The organism is Oceanobacillus salinisoli (genome assembly GCF_009733865.1).
In the GTDB taxonomy this organism is placed as follows: domain Bacteria; phylum Bacillota; class Bacilli; order Bacillales; family Amphibacillaceae; genus Oceanobacillus; species Oceanobacillus salinisoli.
Map to the genome: position 1 here is coordinate 68,439 of NZ_WOFB01000007.1, position 18,387 is coordinate 86,825.

The 18,387-nt window shown below is 36.5% G+C and carries 15 protein-coding genes; all 15 read left to right on the forward strand.

The annotated features are described in order from the left end of the window. Nucleotides 1-52 precede the first annotated feature (52 nt). The gene (locus GMJ66_RS07020; RefSeq protein WP_156289612.1) at nt 53-241 is read left to right on the forward strand and encodes a TRAP transporter large permease subunit; all 189 of its coding nucleotides are present in this window, start codon (nt 53-55) and stop codon (nt 239-241) included. A 446-nt stretch (nt 242-687) separates the two neighbouring features. After that, nucleotides 688-2,130 (forward strand): aldehyde dehydrogenase family protein, encoded by a 1,443-nt coding sequence (locus GMJ66_RS07025; RefSeq protein ID WP_156289613.1) that lies wholly within the window; start codon nt 688-690, stop codon nt 2,128-2,130. Nucleotides 2,131-2,257: 127 nt separating this feature from the next. Further along, nucleotides 2,258-3,340, forward strand: coding sequence for a zinc-binding dehydrogenase (locus tag GMJ66_RS07030; RefSeq protein WP_197046632.1), 1,083 nt, complete (start codon nt 2,258-2,260; stop codon nt 3,338-3,340). A 9-nt stretch (nt 3,341-3,349) separates the two neighbouring features. Next, nucleotides 3,350-3,838 (forward strand): hypothetical protein, encoded by a 489-nt coding sequence (locus GMJ66_RS07035; protein WP_156289614.1) that lies wholly within the window; start codon nt 3,350-3,352, stop codon nt 3,836-3,838. Nucleotides 3,839-4,154: 316 nt separating this feature from the next. Further along, on the forward strand, nt 4,155-5,687 hold the full coding sequence (locus GMJ66_RS07040; protein ID WP_156289615.1) for a sodium:solute symporter family protein: 1,533 nt from the start codon (nt 4,155-4,157) through the stop codon (nt 5,685-5,687). Between the two features lie 580 nt (nt 5,688-6,267). Then, nucleotides 6,268-7,836 carry an ATP-binding protein gene (locus tag GMJ66_RS07045; protein ID WP_156289616.1) on the forward strand — a complete coding sequence of 523 codons (1,569 nt, stop codon included), beginning with the start codon at nt 6,268-6,270 and terminating at the stop codon, nt 7,834-7,836. A 14-nt stretch (nt 7,837-7,850) separates the two neighbouring features. Continuing rightward, nucleotides 7,851-8,516 carry a response regulator gene (locus GMJ66_RS07050; RefSeq protein ID WP_156289617.1) on the forward strand — a complete coding sequence of 222 codons (666 nt, stop codon included), beginning with the start codon at nt 7,851-7,853 and terminating at the stop codon, nt 8,514-8,516. A 128-nt stretch (nt 8,517-8,644) separates the two neighbouring features. After that, entirely contained in the window at nt 8,645-9,691 is a 1,047-nt protein-coding gene (locus GMJ66_RS07055) for a DctP family TRAP transporter solute-binding subunit (protein ID WP_231514849.1), read from the forward strand. A gap of 15 nt (nt 9,692-9,706) precedes the next feature. Beyond that, nucleotides 9,707-10,753, forward strand: coding sequence for a TAXI family TRAP transporter solute-binding subunit (locus tag GMJ66_RS07060; protein WP_156289618.1), 1,047 nt, complete (start codon nt 9,707-9,709; stop codon nt 10,751-10,753). 82 nt (nt 10,754-10,835) lie between these two features. Next, the gene (locus GMJ66_RS07065) at nt 10,836-12,830 is read left to right on the forward strand and encodes a TRAP transporter permease (protein ID WP_156289619.1); all 1,995 of its coding nucleotides are present in this window, start codon (nt 10,836-10,838) and stop codon (nt 12,828-12,830) included. Between the two features lie 113 nt (nt 12,831-12,943). Then, nucleotides 12,944-14,383, forward strand: a complete 1,440-nt coding sequence (locus tag GMJ66_RS07070; protein ID WP_156289620.1) for an SLC13 family permease — start codon at nt 12,944-12,946, stop codon at nt 14,381-14,383. Nucleotides 14,384-14,459: 76 nt separating this feature from the next. Further along, nucleotides 14,460-15,224 (forward strand): MBL fold metallo-hydrolase, encoded by a 765-nt coding sequence (locus GMJ66_RS07075; protein ID WP_231514864.1) that lies wholly within the window; start codon nt 14,460-14,462, stop codon nt 15,222-15,224. A gap of 176 nt (nt 15,225-15,400) precedes the next feature. Then, nucleotides 15,401-16,327, forward strand: coding sequence for a hydroxymethylglutaryl-CoA lyase (locus GMJ66_RS07080; protein WP_156289622.1), 927 nt, complete (start codon nt 15,401-15,403; stop codon nt 16,325-16,327). Between the two features lie 12 nt (nt 16,328-16,339). Then, nucleotides 16,340-17,134, forward strand: coding sequence for an enoyl-CoA hydratase/isomerase family protein (locus GMJ66_RS07085; protein ID WP_156289623.1), 795 nt, complete (start codon nt 16,340-16,342; stop codon nt 17,132-17,134). A gap of 17 nt (nt 17,135-17,151) precedes the next feature. Then, on the forward strand, nt 17,152-18,312 hold the full coding sequence (locus GMJ66_RS07090; RefSeq protein ID WP_156289624.1) for an acyl-CoA dehydrogenase family protein: 1,161 nt from the start codon (nt 17,152-17,154) through the stop codon (nt 18,310-18,312). The last annotated feature ends 75 nt before the right edge of the window (nt 18,313-18,387 follow it).

Sequence of the window (18,387 nt, forward strand, 5' to 3'; positions counted from 1 at the left end):
GCTACTTGCAAGCTATGGTATTGATCCCATTCATTTTGGGGTGATCATGTGAATTAACTTAGCTGCAGGATTATTGACAGTAGGATCAGGTTTATATATTGCATCTTCTCTCGCTCATATTTCGATTGGACAGTTAACAAGATCTATACTGCCATTTTTATTGGTTACTTATATTGTGCTTGTTATTTTGACTTATGTGCCTGAGATTGTGATGTGGTTGCCTGAGGTGGTTGGGGATTGATACATTTCGTTTGCTATTTTTATGGGGAAAGCAGCTTCAGTCCTTTTGGGATTGAGGCTGTTTTTTGTAATATTTTAAAGTGTATGCTGTCAGATGTTAATATAATAGAACTCGATTAAAATATATAAAGATGATTTAGATATTTTTAATTCTGAAAATATAAAAATTTAACAATAAAATATAAATAAACTTGTTTACAAATAATCAGATTTTTATTAAAATAGCATTGTATCCAATCTACAATATCCAATTTCAAACAAATCACCCATTGTAAGCGATTTCTTTAAGCTGTTTAACTAAAAAGAAAAGGGGGATCTATGTATGTATAGGAAATGAATTGTGTTTGAAATCCTTAGTATTACATAAGGTAAAGCTTGTCCTTTAAAGACTTGAAAACTATTAAGTTAATTACTCATTAAAAAATATAAAAGTATAGAGGTGCTAAAATGCTAAACTTGAAAATGTTTATCAATGGAGATTGGGTCAATAGCTCTACTAATGAAGTGATACAATCAATTAACCCTGCAAATATGAATGTAATAGCAGAGTTTCCAAGAGGTACGAAGGAAGATATAAATACAGCTGTATTAGCTGCAAGGGAAGCTTTTAATTCCACAGAATGGAGAGAAATGGTCTATGCAGAACGGGGAAGGTTATTACTTCGTATGGCGGATCTTATCAAAGAAAATAAAGAGGAATTAGCTAAATTAGAGACTGAAGATATGGGTAAGCCACTAAGCCAGGCTATGATTGATGTGGATGTGGCTGCTAGATATTTTGAGTACTTTGGTGGTGCGGCAGATAAAATTTTAGGAGAAACAATACCTATTAATTCAGATATATTAGACTATACTGTGCGTGAGCCATTTGGGGTTACTGCGCACATTGTTCCTTGGAACTATCCGCTGCAAATGACGGCGCGCAGTCTTGCTCCGGCTTTAGCCTCTGGTAATACAACTGTTATTAAACCGGCCGAAGATACATCTATTACAACTCTTCGTTTAGCCGAATTAAGTCAAGAAGCAGGATTCCCAACTGGTGTTATTAATGTTGTTACAGGATATGGAGCTGAAGCAGGTTCTGCATTATCATCTAATCCTAACATTGACCATATTACATTTACTGGATCGGTCCCTACTGGATCTCAAGTAATGAAAAATGCAGCAGAAAATATTAAATCATTAACTTTAGAACTTGGTGGTAAATCTCCAAACATTGTATTTGAGGATGCAGATTTGGAAGAGGCTGCTCAATGGGCTGTCAAAACACTAATTCAAAATTCTGGGCAGACGTGTACAGCTAGTACAAGGTTAATTATTGAAAATAGTGTAAAAGATAGTTTCTTAGATAGAGTTAATGAAATAATGGATAATGTCACAATTGGGCCTGGACTAGAAAATCCAGATATGGGTCCTATAGTATCTGAAAAACAAATAAAAAATCTTGATGACTATATGGTAGTAGCAAAAGAAGAAGGTTGTAAAATTTTAAGAGGTGGCAAGCGTAAAGAAAATATGTCTAGTAACTTATTTTTTGAACCTACAATTATAGAACCACCATCAGAAAAAAGCCGACTCGCACAGGAAGAATTATTTGGACCAGTAGTTTCGATATTTTCATTCGGTTCAAAGGAAGAAGCACTTTATTTAGCAAATAGCACAGAATATGGTCTGGTAACTGGTATTTGGACAAAAAATATAGATAAGGCATTATGGTTGGCTCATAGAGTTCGATCTGGTCAAGTCTTCATAAACAATTATGGAGCTGCTGGTGGAGTAGAAATGCCGTTTGGAGGGCAAGGGAAGAGTGGATTTGGTAGGGAAAAAGGGCTGGAGTCTCTAAAACATTATACGCAAGTTAAGAATATAGCCATAAAGATAAATAAATAGAATGGATAAGTTAAATATAAATTAAGCTGCTAGTGTTATATAATTTAAAAATAAAATTACGTAACAAGTTATGAAAACGCTATTATAGGTAGTTTATTATAAATATATATCAAAAGGAGGAATTATTATGCAAGGAAAAGTTGCTGAAATGAAAAAGCCGGAAGTGATGTCTTTTCATACTTATGAATTACCAGTACCGGAAAAAGGATCAGTCCTATTAAAAGTTAGACGTTCAAATGTGTGTGGATCTGAAATACACATTTGGAAAGGAGATCATCCTACTAAGAAAACCGGAGTACTTGGACATGAAATGGTAGGGGAAGTAGAAAGTCTAGGGGAAGGCGTGAAGGCTGACTTTGCTGGAGAAGCTTTAGAAGTAGGTGACAGAGTCGCTTCAACTTATTTTCAGGTGTGTCGTAAGTGTAAGATGTGCCAAAAAGGTGCTTTTAATTTATGTGAAAATGCCTATGAATTTTGGAACAAAAGAGCAGAGGAGTCCCCGCACTTTCATGGAACTTTTGCTACACATTATTATGTACATCCAGATTTCTTTTTTTACAAGGTTCCTGACAATGTGCCAGATATAGTTGCTGCAAGTGCTAATTGTGCTATCTCACAAGTTTATTTCGGAATTGAACAGGCCAATCTTCAATATGGTGAAACAATTGTAATTCAAGGAGCAGGTGGTTTAGGTTTAAACGCTGCTGCAATTGCAAAGGAAAAAGGGGCAACAGTCATTGTAATTGATGGGGTTGAAAAGAGATTAGAAAATGCACTTAAATTTGGGGCTGACCATATTATTAATTTTAATAAGTTTGATACAGTAGAGAAAAGAGTAGAAAAAGTAAATGAGTTGACAAATGGAACCGGTGCTGATGTGGGTATGGAATTAAGCGGAACCCCAGATGCCTTTAGCGAAGGCATTCATTTAGTTACTAGCGGTGGTAGGTATGTATCAATCGGAAATGTATCCCCAGGTAAAACAACTTTATTTGATCCTGGTCTGCTTACAAGAAAGTCAATTAACATTATTCCAATTGTTCGTTATCACCCTTGGTATTTAAAAAAGGCATTAGACTTTCTTTCCAAAAATATAGATAAATATCCATTTGCAGATATGATTGATGGTGAATTTACTTTTGATAATATAGAAGAAGCTCTCGAACGTTCTGCTAAAAGAGAAGTAAACCGAGCTTCTATTGTATTCTAGGTGGCTAAAATGAAAGTGAATACGATAAAAGTTAATACAAAAAAAGGTTTATTTACCTGTTATTATCCAAAATATTATGCAGAATGGATAGTAAAGTTTCGTACTGTCTTTGGTTACAGGAGGGAAAAAATTCTAACGTTAGGTGATGGTGTTGCAAATCAATTAGGAATAATTGAGAGTTTACCAGATTGTGAGATCAAGGAAGTAAATAATGAGAATTTAATTGCTTATCAAATTCACTCTGAAGAATTTCAAACGAATTGTTATGATAAGCTAAGAAAGTATTTTATTTATAAACGTAGATCTTGGCAGGTGCCAGAGATAGAATTATTAAGTGAATTTATGGTGTATGTACCATATCAAATAGAAAGTAAGAAAAAATTATTAGGTGATAAAACAGAAACGCTCTTATATGAACCGATTTCAAAACATTATGATAAGTTGAAGAACTATAAAGTTATTCAAAATTTTTATATGGAGAGGAGAGATATTAGTTGAATTTTTTAACCATTATGGCTATCGGTATTTTAGGCACATGGATAAGTATGGCTTTCATTCTTTATAGAACAAATTTCTTAAAAGATTAATTATCTAAAATAATATAATAGAGCTAGAGTTACGAGGGTCTCTTAAATGTTGATACAAGGAGGCCTTTCTTTTTACAATTTTACCTTTTAACTAAAAGAGAGAAATTCAATTTTTACGGGTACATTTATGTAGCATTAAATGGATAGATTGATATTAGTGCATTCAATAGGAATTAAATTTTCTTTATTTTGTAAATCCTCTTTTTAATATGGAAAGGATGGTAAGTATGGATTCTCAAATAGTTATATATTCATGGATATTTATGGGGTTGTTTATTTTAATGATGCTGTTCTTCGGTTGGATAGGTTTAAGAAAAACAAAAACAGCAGATGATTTTGCTACTGCCAGATCAAGTTACAGTCCGGTAGTGATAGCCTTAGTAATAGCAGCGGGTATTTCTAGTGGGTCCACATTTATGGGAATGCCTGGTCTAGCATATAGTATAGGGACTCCTAGTCTTTGGTATCCATTGCTATATCCAATTGCAACAGTTATAGGGATGTTATTTGTAGCAAAAGTGATTAAAAAATATGGAGATGAATTCGGTACTAGAACTATTCCTGAGTTCATTGGAGAACGATATAATAGTGAATTTTTAAGAATTGCATTAACCATTATTTCTATACTTCTCATTTTTTATGTGATATCTCAATTTGTAGCAGCAGCTACTATGTTCCAAACAATGATGGGGATAGATTATGGATTAGGGTTGATAATTACAGCTGTTGTTATTGGCATTTATGTTTTTATGGGTGGTTCACATTCTGATATTATTACGGATACAGTACAAGGAATCCTAATGCTTCTAGTCGCTTTAACTGTTTTCATCTGCTTTGCTATGGGAATTGGAGTAAATGGTGGGTTTTCTGGAATGATGCAAGCAATTAGTACAGCCAAGCCAGAAGGTAACTTTAATCAATTGTTTCTTCCAGGTGATAAAACTTATGGATCCTTTTGGTTAGTTGGTTTATTATTTATTGCTCATTTACCATTTGCGATACAGCCTCACTTAGGTAATAAATTCATGGCTGTAAAAGAAGGAAAAGACATTCGTAAATTGATCATGTATTGTACTGCTTTTGCGACAATACTACCATTAATGGCGTTAGGAGGAATGCTAGGAATTGCTGTTATTGGCAGTGACGCAGCTATCCATCCGGATCAGATTATTCCAGTTCTTTTTAGTGAAATTTTCCCTCCTATTATTGCAGCATTTTTAGCGGTTGCGGTTTTATCTGCTGTCATGTCAACTTCAGATGGACTGGTAGTATCATTGTCACAGTTGTTAGCGAACGATTTATATAGAAAAACAATTGTTCCGCGCATAAATATTTCTAAAGAAAGAGCAGAACGTAATGAATTATTAATTAGTAGATACAGTACAGTTCTTATTCTAGTTGCTGCAGTATTACTTGCCTGGTCCCCACCAGAGTCATTATCGATTTTCTTATGGATTGGAATTGGGGGAATTATGGCTGCTACTGCCGGACCAATCTTATTAGGAGGTTTGTGGGAGAGGGCTACTAAGAAAGCTGCTATTGCTTCCCTTTTAGTAGGAACATCTGTATATTGGATAGTTTATTTACCTTTTGGATTTAATTTTTCTAATCCGTTTGGTGCTTCGGGTATAGGCGTAATAGTTGGATTAGTGGTTATGTATGTAGTAACAATCCTTACTACTAATTCTTCTTCTGGAAATGTTGAAAAAAATCGTTTTTCCGATTCCAGTAATACAAAAGTTCTTAATAGGAAAGTGTAGTAAACTTTTCTAACCAATTCTCTTCTATATGAGCTTGTTCGATATACAAAAAACTATTATTGAATATTTCTTATTTTTCTAGATAAAATACACCATAACTGGGATACAGTATTATTAATTCTATACACTGGAAAGCTATTCCGGTAAAGAGATGTGGAGAATAAGGGAATCAGTATAATTTTGCTGTACTTAATGGAAGCAGTGAAACCATTTTATTCAAGTTTGCAATTGGAACGAAACAAAAATATGGGTTTTTAAGTAATAGGGATATCTATCTATTAAGTAGGAAACATGTTCATATTGGACTAATGACGAAATAAAATGTGGAAGACAACGGGTTCTTTTTAAATGCACATCCCGGGTTAATCTAGATGTTTGTAATTCAGCGCTAGAATTTAAAGAATGTTGTTAAAAGGTGGGTTTACTGGTGTCCTTTAAGGGGGCATCTTTTTTCATTTCTACATATTCATAGATATAAGATTGATATATGTTAATTTTCATAATATTATAAGGTAAGGAAGGTACTTGGAATGAAAGCGTTATCCTAAAAACTGATACATACAAATAAGTGAGGCATTCGATGAAAAAACAAATCAAACTACGAACAAAAATGCTTATTCTATCATTTACATTAGTTTTGTTATCGGTCATTGTCAGCGGGATTACCATGCTCCTTAGTGTATCCAAGTCATTTGAAGAAGAAATTGGAGAAAGGGCTATTGCTATTGCTAGAACCATCTCTCAATTAGATGATATAAGAACTTCTGTAGGGCAAACAGGTGGTGAAGACACAATACAACCCATCGTTGAACGTATAAGATTATCAACGAATGTCGATTATATCGTTATTTTGGATATGGATGGTATACGCTATTCTCACCCGTCCGAATCGAGAATTGGAAAGAAATTTACAGGTGGGGATGAGAGGTCAGCTTTTTCAGAGCTAGAGTATACTTCGAAAGCAGAAGGAGAATTAGGGTTTGCTATTCGGGCATTTGTTCCTATTATGAATGAGGAGGGGGTGGAACAGGTAGGTGTTGCTGTTGTTGGAATTTTAGCACCTACCTTTCAATCTCTTCTACAAGAATACCAGTACGATTTAATTTTCTCTTTAATATGGGGACTATTAATAGGTATAGCTGGTGCGTGGCTATTAGCGATTAATGTTAAGAAGCAAACCTATCACTTGGAACCATATGAGATAGCTAGATTGTTTGAGGAACGTTCTACCATTATGGAAAACCTGGATACCGGGATTATTGCTACGGATAGTAGAGGAAAAGTTACCTTTATGAATAAGCTGGCAGAAACATATACAGAAGCTACTTATTTCAAAGGAATGTCAATTAAAGAAATTTTTCCTCATACTTGGATTAATGAACAGATACGAGGAAAGGGGAATATTAGCAATAAACCTATTAGTATAAAAGGGGAAATGTACTTAATTTCTATTTATCCAGTTTTTGTAAGAAATTCGTTTGCCGGTTTATTAGTAAACTTAAAAAATCGATCGGAAGTTCATCAACTGGGTGAGGAATTAACGGGTGTGAAAAATCTAGTAGCTGCTTTGCGGGCCCAGAATCATGAATATATGAATAAACTTCATAGCATTGCAGGACTAATTCAGTTGGATCGAACAGAAGAAGCTTTAGATATAGTATTGGATGAAACTTCTTATGAAGAGGATATTGTGCTTTTTTTAAGGAATCGTATTGAACATTCCTCTATTTCTGGACTATTGTTAGGAAAGCGTTCTCGAGCAAGAGAGTTGGGTGTTCGATTAGTAATCGATCGTGAGAGTTATTTAGAAGACATAGTAGAGGGATTAAGTTCCGGGGACATTATCACTATTCTTGGAAATCTGCTAGATAATGCAATGGAGGCTTGTGAAAATCAGGAAGAAAAAGAAGTGGTATGTTTAATTCAAGGCAAGAAAGATCATCTGTATATATCTGTAAAAGATACAGGTAAAGGAATTCCGAAAGCCTGTCAATCCAAAATCTTTGAACAAGGCTATAGTTCAAAAGCTAAGGAAGGCAGAGGGATTGGCTTATCATCAGTAAAAGAAATTGTCGATGCAAAACAAGGAATGATCCGGATTGTTTCAGAGGAAAACTATAGTACAAAAATGGAAATAGAAGTTTTCTAGCAGGAGGGGTAACGATGGTAAAAGTCTTAATCGTGGAAGACGATCCAATGGTTCTGGAAGTAAATAAATCTTTCTTAGAAAAGATGCCACATTTTAAGCTGGTGGGCTGTACGGAAACAGGTGAGGAAGCGATAAAATTAATTAATCGAAAACATCCTGATCTTGTTTTACTTGATGTGTTTTTACCGGATATTTCAGGATTGGATGTGATGTTTGAATTAAGAAAAATGGAAGTTCCAACAGACATCATCATGATAACAGCGGCGAGAGATACGAAAACAGTTCACCAGCTATTTCGTCTAGGTGCTGTTGATTATATAGTAAAACCTTTTCGATTCGATCGTTTTAAATTAGCATTAGATAACTACTGGAAGATGTGGAAAAAACTGAAACACTCCCAATCTGTTAGTCAAAAAGAGATTGATGAATGGACAAACAAAGGGGAAGTGAAGAGTGAAGAGAATTTACCTAAAGGACTTAGTGAAGTTACCTTAAAACAAGTATTAATGGCACTCTTTGAACAAGAAGAACCTGTTACCTCAGAGCAGCTGGCAGAATATTTGGGGATGGCCAGAGTGACCGTCCGGCGTTATTTAGACTATCTATCTAAGCAAAATAAAATAACCGTTAAAATGGAGTATGGACGTGTAGGAAGACCTAGTAACTATTATTCTATTTAACACCTGATATAAAGAACAAAAAGACCAAAAAGATTAATATGGTCTTTTTATTGTGATTAAAATGAAAGCGTTTTATAATAAGAAACATCAGATTAATTAAATATTTCTTAATATTTAATCTGGAGGTGTTGACAGTACTGGAGGGATTATTAAAAAAAATAATTTTGCACCTAGTAATAATATGTACTGCTGCATTTTTAGTCTCCTGCAGCATGGAAAATTACCCAGTAGATCATGAACAACTTAGTGAAGAAGAACGAATTGTGATTCGCTTTTCCCATGTAGTAGGGGAAGATACACCAAAAGGGCTTGCCAGCAGACGTTTCGCTGAATTAGTTGAGGAAAGAACGGATGGGTTTGTGGAAGTACAGGTATTCCCTAATAGTTTCTTATATAGGGATGGCGAGGAGCTTGATGCATTATTAAAAGGAGATGTTCAAATGATTGCTCCTGCAACATCCAAGATAGCTTCCGTTGTTAAAGAGTGGCAGGTTATGGATTTACCCTTTGCTTTTGAGAGTGCTGAGGAAGTAAAGGAGTACATATCCAGTCCGGTCGGAAAGGTTTTGACAAAAAAATTGGAACAAGAGGGAATGTATTTTCTTTCTTTTTGGGACAATGGGTTTAAACAAATGACAAATAATCAACGTCCCCTTTACGAACCAGAAGACTTTAAAAATCTAACCTTTCGAATAATGGAAAGTGAAGTTTTAGAAGAACAATTTCATTTATTAGGAGCTGTTCCACATGTGGAGACATTTGATCAAGTATTTCCGATTTTAGAAAAAGGAGAATTACAAGCCCAGGAAAATACTTTCTCCAATATTGTCAACAAGAATATTCATTCTGTTCAGGATTATATGACAGTAAGTAACCATGGATATTTAGGTTATTTGGTTATTATGAATGCTGAGTTTTGGCAAGGACTTCCAGATGAAATTCAGATTATTCTCCTAGATGTTTTACAGGAGGTAACAGAATGGGAAGCAGAACTTGCAGAAGAAGTGAACCAGGAAAAGTATGAGTTTTTGAATACTTGCCATTGTATCGAAATACATCAGCTTAGCGAAAAGGAAAAATTACTATGGGAAGAAGCTCTAAATCCTTTATATGATTCCTATGTGGAAAGGTTTGGAGCAGAATATATAGATTTTATTCCAAAATTTAAAGAGTAAAGGGGAGGAAAAAGAATGAAAGGGTTTACAAAGTTTGGTTTTATTTTAGCTATGTTAGTGCTTATCGCACTTCTTTCGGCGTGTGGGGGTACTACGGAAGATGCAGGGGCAGATGATACTGATGGTAAAGAAAGCGCTGGTTCCAATGATTATCCAAGTACTGTAACCATTGGGACTGCTTCGCAAGGTGGGACCTATTATGTTTGGGGTGGAGGATTAGCTAACCTCTTAGAGGAACATCTTGATGTTATTTCAAACGTGGAAGTAACTGGTGGTCCTGTGCATAATATTCAATTGCTTGATGCTGATGACATTCAAATAGGAATGGTAACAAATGGACCGCTTTATGAGGGATATTATGCAGAGGGTGAATGGGCTGAAAAAGAATATAGTGATATCCGAGTGATTTTCCCAATGTATTATACTCCATTCCATTGGTGGTCAACTGCGGATTCAGGGGCTACAAGTCTATGGGATCATGAAGGTGAAAGAGTTGGAGTTGGTCCTGCTGGAGGAACTCCTGGAACGTATAACCCATTAATTTATGAAGCATTAGGAATCGAAACAGGCGATCAAGTACAAGCGGGTGCAAGTGATATGGCTTCCCAAATGATGGACGGTCAGCTTGAACATATAGGTTTCTCGGCAGGAATTCCAATTTCAGCAGTAACAGAAGTGGAAACACAAATGGATATCAACATTTATGGGCTTAGTGAAGAAGACCGTCAGACAGTTATGGAGGCACTCCCATATTTTACTGACTATACGATTCCTGCTGACACCTATGACCAACTAGATGAAGACTTAGAAACGATGGCTCAATTTAACTTTGGTGTGGTACAAAAGGAGGCAAATGAAGATTTTGTTTATGACTTTGTAAAAGCCTACCATGAAAACATTGATCAAATGATTAATACACACGCATCTGCGAAAGAAGCAGAAGATCCATCAGCAATATTAATTAACCAAGAGTTTCCGTTACATCCAGGTGCAATTCGATACTATGAGGAAATAGGTGTTGATCTTCCTGAGTCTGTTTATCCTCCAGAATGGGATGAATAACTCAGTATGTGATGAAAGATTCTTTGCCTATTGGGCGAAGAATCTTCCCCATATCTAATTCTCGTTTTCAGGAGGAAAAATGATGTCTGAAAAAGAACAGAATTCAAAGAGCATACATTCAATCAATGAAAAAAAGAATAAGGACATAGAAGAAGTACCAGAACTACAATCGAGTGGGAAAATTGATACGACGGTAGATGAAGACGTGCTAGAAGCCTCTTCCAATACTCGTAACTTAACTGGATGGATTCGATATCTGTTTATGGGAATTGCTGTATTCGGAGCCTTATATCATTTATATATTTTAAATTTTAATCCAATCGATCCATGGGTTTTCCGCAGTACACACTTGGTTTTCGGTACCGTGCTAGGACTTATGCTATATCCAGGCTGGAGGAAGGCCTCTAATAAAGTCCATATCGTTGATTGGATTCTAATCATAGCTTCCATATATATTGGATATTACATTTATGCAAATCTAAACCAACTTGTATTTCGCTTCGGGGTAACTCCTACAGATATGGATTTTTACGTTGCTTTAGTTGGTTTATTGCTTGTATTTGAGTTGACCCGTCGTACAAGTGGCTGGGTCCTTCCAATCTTAGCAATTGTATTCGTTGCCTACGTTTTTGCGGGTCCGTACTTACCGGGAATTTTAAATCATAACGGATATTCTTTGGAGCGATTTGTTACGTATGTATATGGTTTAGATGGTGTCTTTGGTGTAACAACGGATGTGTCATCTAAATACATTATTTTATTTATTATTTTTGGCGCGTTTCTTCAAATGTCAGGTGTAGGGCAGTACTTTATAAATGTGGCATTTGCTCTTGCAGGTGGTTTGCGTGGTGGTCCCGCTAAGGTTTCCATCTTTTCCTCAGGACTTATGGGAATGATTAATGGAACATCGGCAGGTAATGTTGTTGCTACTGGTTCATTGACAATCCCATTAATGAAAAAGACTGGATATGCTCCTCGGTTTGCAGCTGCAACTGAAGCAACAGCATCGTCCGGTGGGCAGCTGTTACCGCCAATTATGGGTGCTGGTGCATTCTTAATGGCGGAAATAACAGGAATTGCTTATTCGGAAATCATTGTAGCAGCAATTATTCCAGCGGTTTTGTACTTCACCTCTGTTTATTTTATGGTTGATTTGCAAGCCCTTAAAACAGGTATGAAAGGGCTTCCGCGTAAACAGCTTCCAAATTTAAAGGGAATTTTAAAGAAGGTTTACCTGTTCATTCCTGTCGTATTACTAATCACATTACTTGTTCAAGGATTCTCCGTTATCTATGCAGGTACAGCAGGAATTATTGCTTGCTTTATTCTAAGTCTATTTAGCAAAGAAACTAGAATGGGACTAAAGAGTATATTGGAAGCGTTTGAATTGGGGATGAAAAATGCAATCCAGTTAATTGCCATTGTAGCTTGTGCAGGAATCATCGTTGGTGTTATTGCGTTAACCGGAATTGGCCAACGCTTTAGTTCATTACTTCTTTCAATTGCTGATAACAATATGCTAATTGCGCTGATATTCGCTATGGCCATTTCTATTATTTTAGGGATGGGAATGCCGACAACAGCTGCTTATGCGGTTGCGGCCTCTGCTGTGGCACCTGGCTTGGTAAGTATGGGGATTGAACCCTTATTAGCGCATATGTTTGTCTTTTATTTTGCGGTTATTTCTGCAATTACCCCACCAGTGGCCTTGGCAGCATTTGCTGCAGCTGGTATTACAGGTACAGACCCGATGAAGACCGGTTTTCAGGCATTTAAGCTTGGTTTAGCCGCATTTATCGTACCATTTATGTTCTTCTTTAGTCCGGAATTGTTATTAGAAAGTGATTCCACGACGGGTATTATCATTGCAACTATAACTGCTTTAGTTGGAGTGTATTTACTATCCGCGGCAGTACAAGCATGGTTCTTAGGTAAGCATGCTCAGTGGTATAGCAGAATTTTACTGATGGCGGCTTCTCTGCTTTTTATGCTTTCAAGCTTTTACACAGACATAGTAGCAATTGCGTTAGTAGCGTTGGTTGTTGTCATCCAAAAATTTATAATAAGTCCGGTATGATCGAGAAGGCAGCATGACGTTAGTTGGCTATAAGAATGCATAGCAGATAAACCTATCATGCTATACATTCTATAATAAAGCTGTTTTATATAAATAAAAAGATGGGATAAAACATGAAGGTTCAAAGTGGGTTATTAAAGAAGGTACACTTGAATGTCTCGAAAAGAATGATACTTTTTGGAATCTCTAGTTTTGTATTTTTAGCTATATTGCTATTTTTGCCTGAAAATGTTTCCTGGGAGCCAAGAGTTACCATAGGAGTAATGGTATATGGCGTTCTTTTATGGGCGCTTGAACCTATCCCTTTAGGTATGACCTCGGTATTAGCACTAATACTATTGGGTTTATTGAATGCAGCCCCAGCTGATACGGTGTTAAGCGGTTTTGCATCACCTGCTGTTTTTCTAATTATCGCAGGTATGATGATTGCCCAAGGAGTAAATCAAACTTCCTTAATGGATAGGATTACTTACACGTTTCTTGCCAGATGGGGGAATTCTGCCAAAAACATCTTTATATGTTTTTTCCTGCTGATGCAGGTACAGGCTTTTTTTATTCCGGCCACTGCAGTTAGGGTTACGTTAATGATGCCAATCATACTAGCTGTAATAAATGCGGTAGGGGCGAAAAAGGGAAGTAATTTTAGTAAATTAATGCTAGTCGGAACTGCGTTTGCAGGTAACATTAGTGGGACGGCAATATTAACAGCAGCAGTTGGAAACATTTTAACGATTGAAATTTTGCAAATATACACGAATAGTACCATATCTTATTTTGAATGGTTTCTCTATGCATTCCCAATTTGGTTCTTACTTATTCTAATTATCCCCTGGGTGATATGGAGGCTGTTTCCAACTGAGCAATATTCTTTTCAATTATTGCAGCAGGAAATGAAGCGAAAGAAAGATCAATTGGGACCATTAAGAGCGGATGAAAAGAAATGTCTAAGCATATTAAGTTTTACAGTTGTATTATGGATGACTGAATCCCTGCATGGCTATCACCCAACTATTCCCGCTTTATTAGCTGTTGTTTTAATGGCTTTTCCAAGATATGGATTCGTTCAGTGGAAAAAAACGGTGAAAGTAAATTTTGATATGATCTTACTGATTGGCGCCACCTTATCACTAGGTTTTGCATTAATAGAGTCAGGAGCAATGGATCTGCTTGCAAGTTTATTTGCAACCAACTTTATTTTACAGGCATTTGGGAATCCGTGGATTGCATTAATTCTAGTCATTATCCTTTCACAAATCTATCATCTTGGTGTAACGAATGTATCCACTGCGGTTGTAACATTGTTGCCTGTGTTAATTGGCTTGTCTATGCAAACCGGTTTAGACCCAGTAGTAGTGAGTTTCGCTTCAGCCATCACCTTTTTGTTTGGTTTTATTTTAGTGGTAGAGACGATGCCGAATGTCGTTGTACATGGAACAGGGCTAATAGAGCAAAAAGACTTCTATATCCCGGGGATTTGGGGGACGGTTATCAGTACGCTTGTTACGATACTTGTAGCCTTTACATGGTGGAAGTGGATTGGGTTTTGGCCATAGAGTAATGAAGGGAAGGGGATGAATATCAAAGGAAATGATATATGTAACAGAAGTACAAGAGGTTACTTGTGTGAAGATGGTGACAAAGCCAGGGAAACTAGGAAGAACGGTTTATCTCTTTTTGGTCGATGGGATGTTGATTGATACAGGTCCAGCTCTTTTACTGGAAGAACTAGTTTCTTTCTATAAACAGAATCTATTTGAATTGGTAACAATGACGCACAGCCATGAAGATCATACAGGAACTGCTTGGTGGATAAAGGAAAATAGGAATGTTCCAATATACATCCATCCGAATGGAAAGCGGATATGCGAAAATCCAGCTTCTTACCCGGAATACCGAAAAATCACTTGGGGAGTTCGAAAACCCTTTAAAGTACTTCCACTAAAAACATCCATTTATTCTTCTAATGTAAGATGGGAAGTTCTTTTTACTCCGGGTCATGCTAATGATCATGTCTCTTTATATGATAAACACTCTGGCAGGTTATTTGCAGGTGACCTATTTCTAACACAAGAACCAAAAATTATCATGAAAGACGAATCGATTCCTCTTATGATGGATTCTATCAGAACGTTATTAAAATTGGATTTTGAGAGTCTATTCTGTTCACATAATGGATTTGTTCCTAATGGAAGAAATTTATTAACGCAAAAGTTATCCTATCTGGAGGAGTTGTATGACAAGATAGAACATTTATATAGAAAAGGATATTCTATAGAAGAAATTAAGAAGCTTACGTTTCCTAAAAAGTATAGACTAATTGAGTTCTCAAAAGGGGAGTATGATACGCTGCATGCTGTGACATCGATTGTTCAGGATATAAAGAAAAGAAGTTAAATTTACCCTTTACAATAATATGAATATTATTTATAATTATTAATATCAGATAATTAAAAGTTTTTATATGATTAAAACGAATATAGTCGAATCATCGTTTTCAGTTTTGGAAGCGATTTTAAAATCATTCATATTGTATCCAATATACAATAGCCAATAAACAAGGAGGGGAGTACATGAAGCTGCCTAATAGGGTAACTATTAATGAAGTTATTCTTAGAGATGGCATTCAGTTGGAGGATAAGATCTTAACCGTAGAAGATAAACAGGAATTAGTGAATCTTTTGCTGGAAGCGAATTTGACAAACTTAGAATTTGGGTCTTTTGTTCATCCGAAAGCGGTACCACAAATGGCGAATTCAGGGGAGTTGTATGAGCTGATCAAAGAACAGAAGGCATTAAATCTGGTGGCACTTATTCCTAATTTAAAAGGTGCAGAAACTGCAGCGACGCATGGAGTGAAACGAGTGAACTTTGTTTTTTCTGCAAGTAATACCCATAACCTGCAAAACGTGCGCCAAACAACGGAGCAATCTCTGGAAAGACTAAAAGACATTAAGGAACTCTGCAAAGAAAATGAGATGAATTTAGAAGTATCTATTGCCACATCATTCGGCTGCCCTTTTGAAGGGGAAGTACCGCTCAACCGTGTGAAAGAGATTGTAAATAAGGTAACAGAACTTGATGTAAATGTCATCACCTTTGCAGATACAACCGGAATGGCAAATCCAAAACAGGTATATAAGTTTGTTGCAGAAATGAAGCGAACATTTCCTAAGCAGTCCTTCAACCTTCATTTCCACAATACGAGGGGAATGGGATTATCTAATATTTTAGCTGGTATGGAAGCAGGGATTACAAGTTTTGATGCTTCATTAGGCGGACTTGGCGGCTGTCCTTTTGCACCTGGTGCTACTGGGAATGTGTGTACAGAAGATGTGGTACATATGCTGCACAATATGGGAATTGAAACAGGAATAAATCTTGATCATCTAATTGAAGCATCGAAGAGATTAAAAGAAATGATAGGGCATGATTTATCAAGTTATGTACTAAAAGCTGGAAAGTCTGATCGGAAATATTCCGTATCGGCAGAAGTGTAGAGGAGGTTAGAGATGGAAACGTATGAAACGATATTAGTTAAACAGGATGAAGAATTAAAAGGAGTTTATACGATTACGCTAAACAGACCAAACTCCATGAATGCAATGAACACACAAATGGGGCTGGATTTATTAAATAGTCTCCAAGAATTAAAAGAAGATGAAGAAATTCGCGTGTTAATTATTACTGCATCTGGTGAAAAGAGTTTTTGTGTTGGGGCAGATCTTAAAGAACGGAATGGAATGACAAATCACCAATGGAAAAAACAACATGATATTTTTGAGAACGCATTCAAAGAAATCCGTGACTTTCCATATCCAGTTATTGCTGCTATCAACGGTTATGCTCTTGGTGGTGGACTGGAAATGGCGTTAAGCTGTGACCTTCGTTATTCTGTCCCCCATGCAAAGTTAGGGTTGCCTGAAGCAAAAATCGGTATCATTCCAGGTGTTGGTGGAACGCAAAACCTGCCACGTGCAATTCCGGTAGGGATAGCAAAAGAGTATTTGTTCAGAGGGAATCAGATGGAATCAGAGCGTGCGAAAGAACTTGGACTATTAAATGATGTTTTCAGCAAGGAAGCGTTTGAGGGAAGTGTTTTGCAGATTGCTAGAGAAATTGCTGCGAATGCACCGTTATCTTTAAAAGCATTAAAAGAATCTGTTAATAATGGTTTGCAAACAGATATTCATACGGCATTAACGATTGAGTTAAGCAATTACTATAAAACGGCGAATTCAGAGGATCGGCAAGAGGGAATCCTGGCTTTTAATGAGAAACGTAAACCAAATTGGAAAAATAAATAATAAAGGAGAAATGTAAAATGGCTACAAGTACTGTTCAAGATTTAGAGTTAATTCGTGAAAGTGTTAAGGCACTATGTGAGAAGTTTCCGGAATCTTATTGGAGAGAAACAGATGAAAAGGATGAATATCCAGAGGAATTTATTAAAGCGTTAACAAATGAGGGGTGGCTATCTGTTCTTATTCCAGAAGAGTATGGCGGTGCTGGACTTGGGATGCTGGAGGCTGGAATTATATTAGAGGAAATTAACCGTTCTGGTGGGAACTCAGGTGCAGGTCATGCACAAATGTACACAATGGGCGCGATATTAAGACATGGAAGTGAGGAGCAAAAGCAGCGATTCCTGCCCAAAATTGCAAGTGGTGAACTAAGGCTTCAAGCATTTGGTATTACAGAACCAACTGCAGGCAGTGATACAACCAGCATTACTACCACAGCAGTTAAGCAAGGAGATAAGTACATCGTAAACGGACAGAAAATATTTATATCTCGTACAGAGCACTCTGATCTAATGCTGCTTTTAGCTAGAACAACGCCAAAAGACCAAGTAGCAAAGAAAACAGATGGTCTTAGCTTATTTATTTTGGATATGAAAGAACAACAAGACAATATTACAATCCGTCCAATTGATACGATGATTAATCACGCAACAACAGAAGTATTCTTTGAAAATGCGGTTATTCCAGAAGAAAACTTAATCGGAGAAGAAGGAAAAGGATTTAAATATGTACTAAGTGGTATGAATGCAGAGCGTATTTTAGTTGCTTCGGAAAGCCTTGGGGACGGTAAATATTTTGTAGATAAATCGGTTCAATATGCGAATGAGCGTGTTGTCTTTAATCGTCCGATTGGTCAAAATCAAGGAGTTCAGTTTCCAATCGCACAATCTTATATGGATATTGAAGCAGCAACTTTAATGCGAGATAAGGCTGCTAAGTTATTTGATGCGGGCGAGAATTGTGGTGCAGAGGCAAATATGGCGAAATATTTAGCGACAGAATCCACTTGGAAAGCAGCAAATGCTGCAATGAATACCTTTGGTGGATATGGATTTGCAAAGGAATATAATATTGAGCGTAAATTCCGAGAGGCACGCTTGTTTATTGTTGCGCCAGTTACCAATAACTTGGTGACTACTTATATTGGTCAACATGTTCTTGGGCTGCCAAGGTCTTTCTAAAAAGACGGCATCCTTCTTCCATCAGTAGATTTTCTTACTGATGGAAGTTTCCTATCTACCTACTAAGCCGGAAAG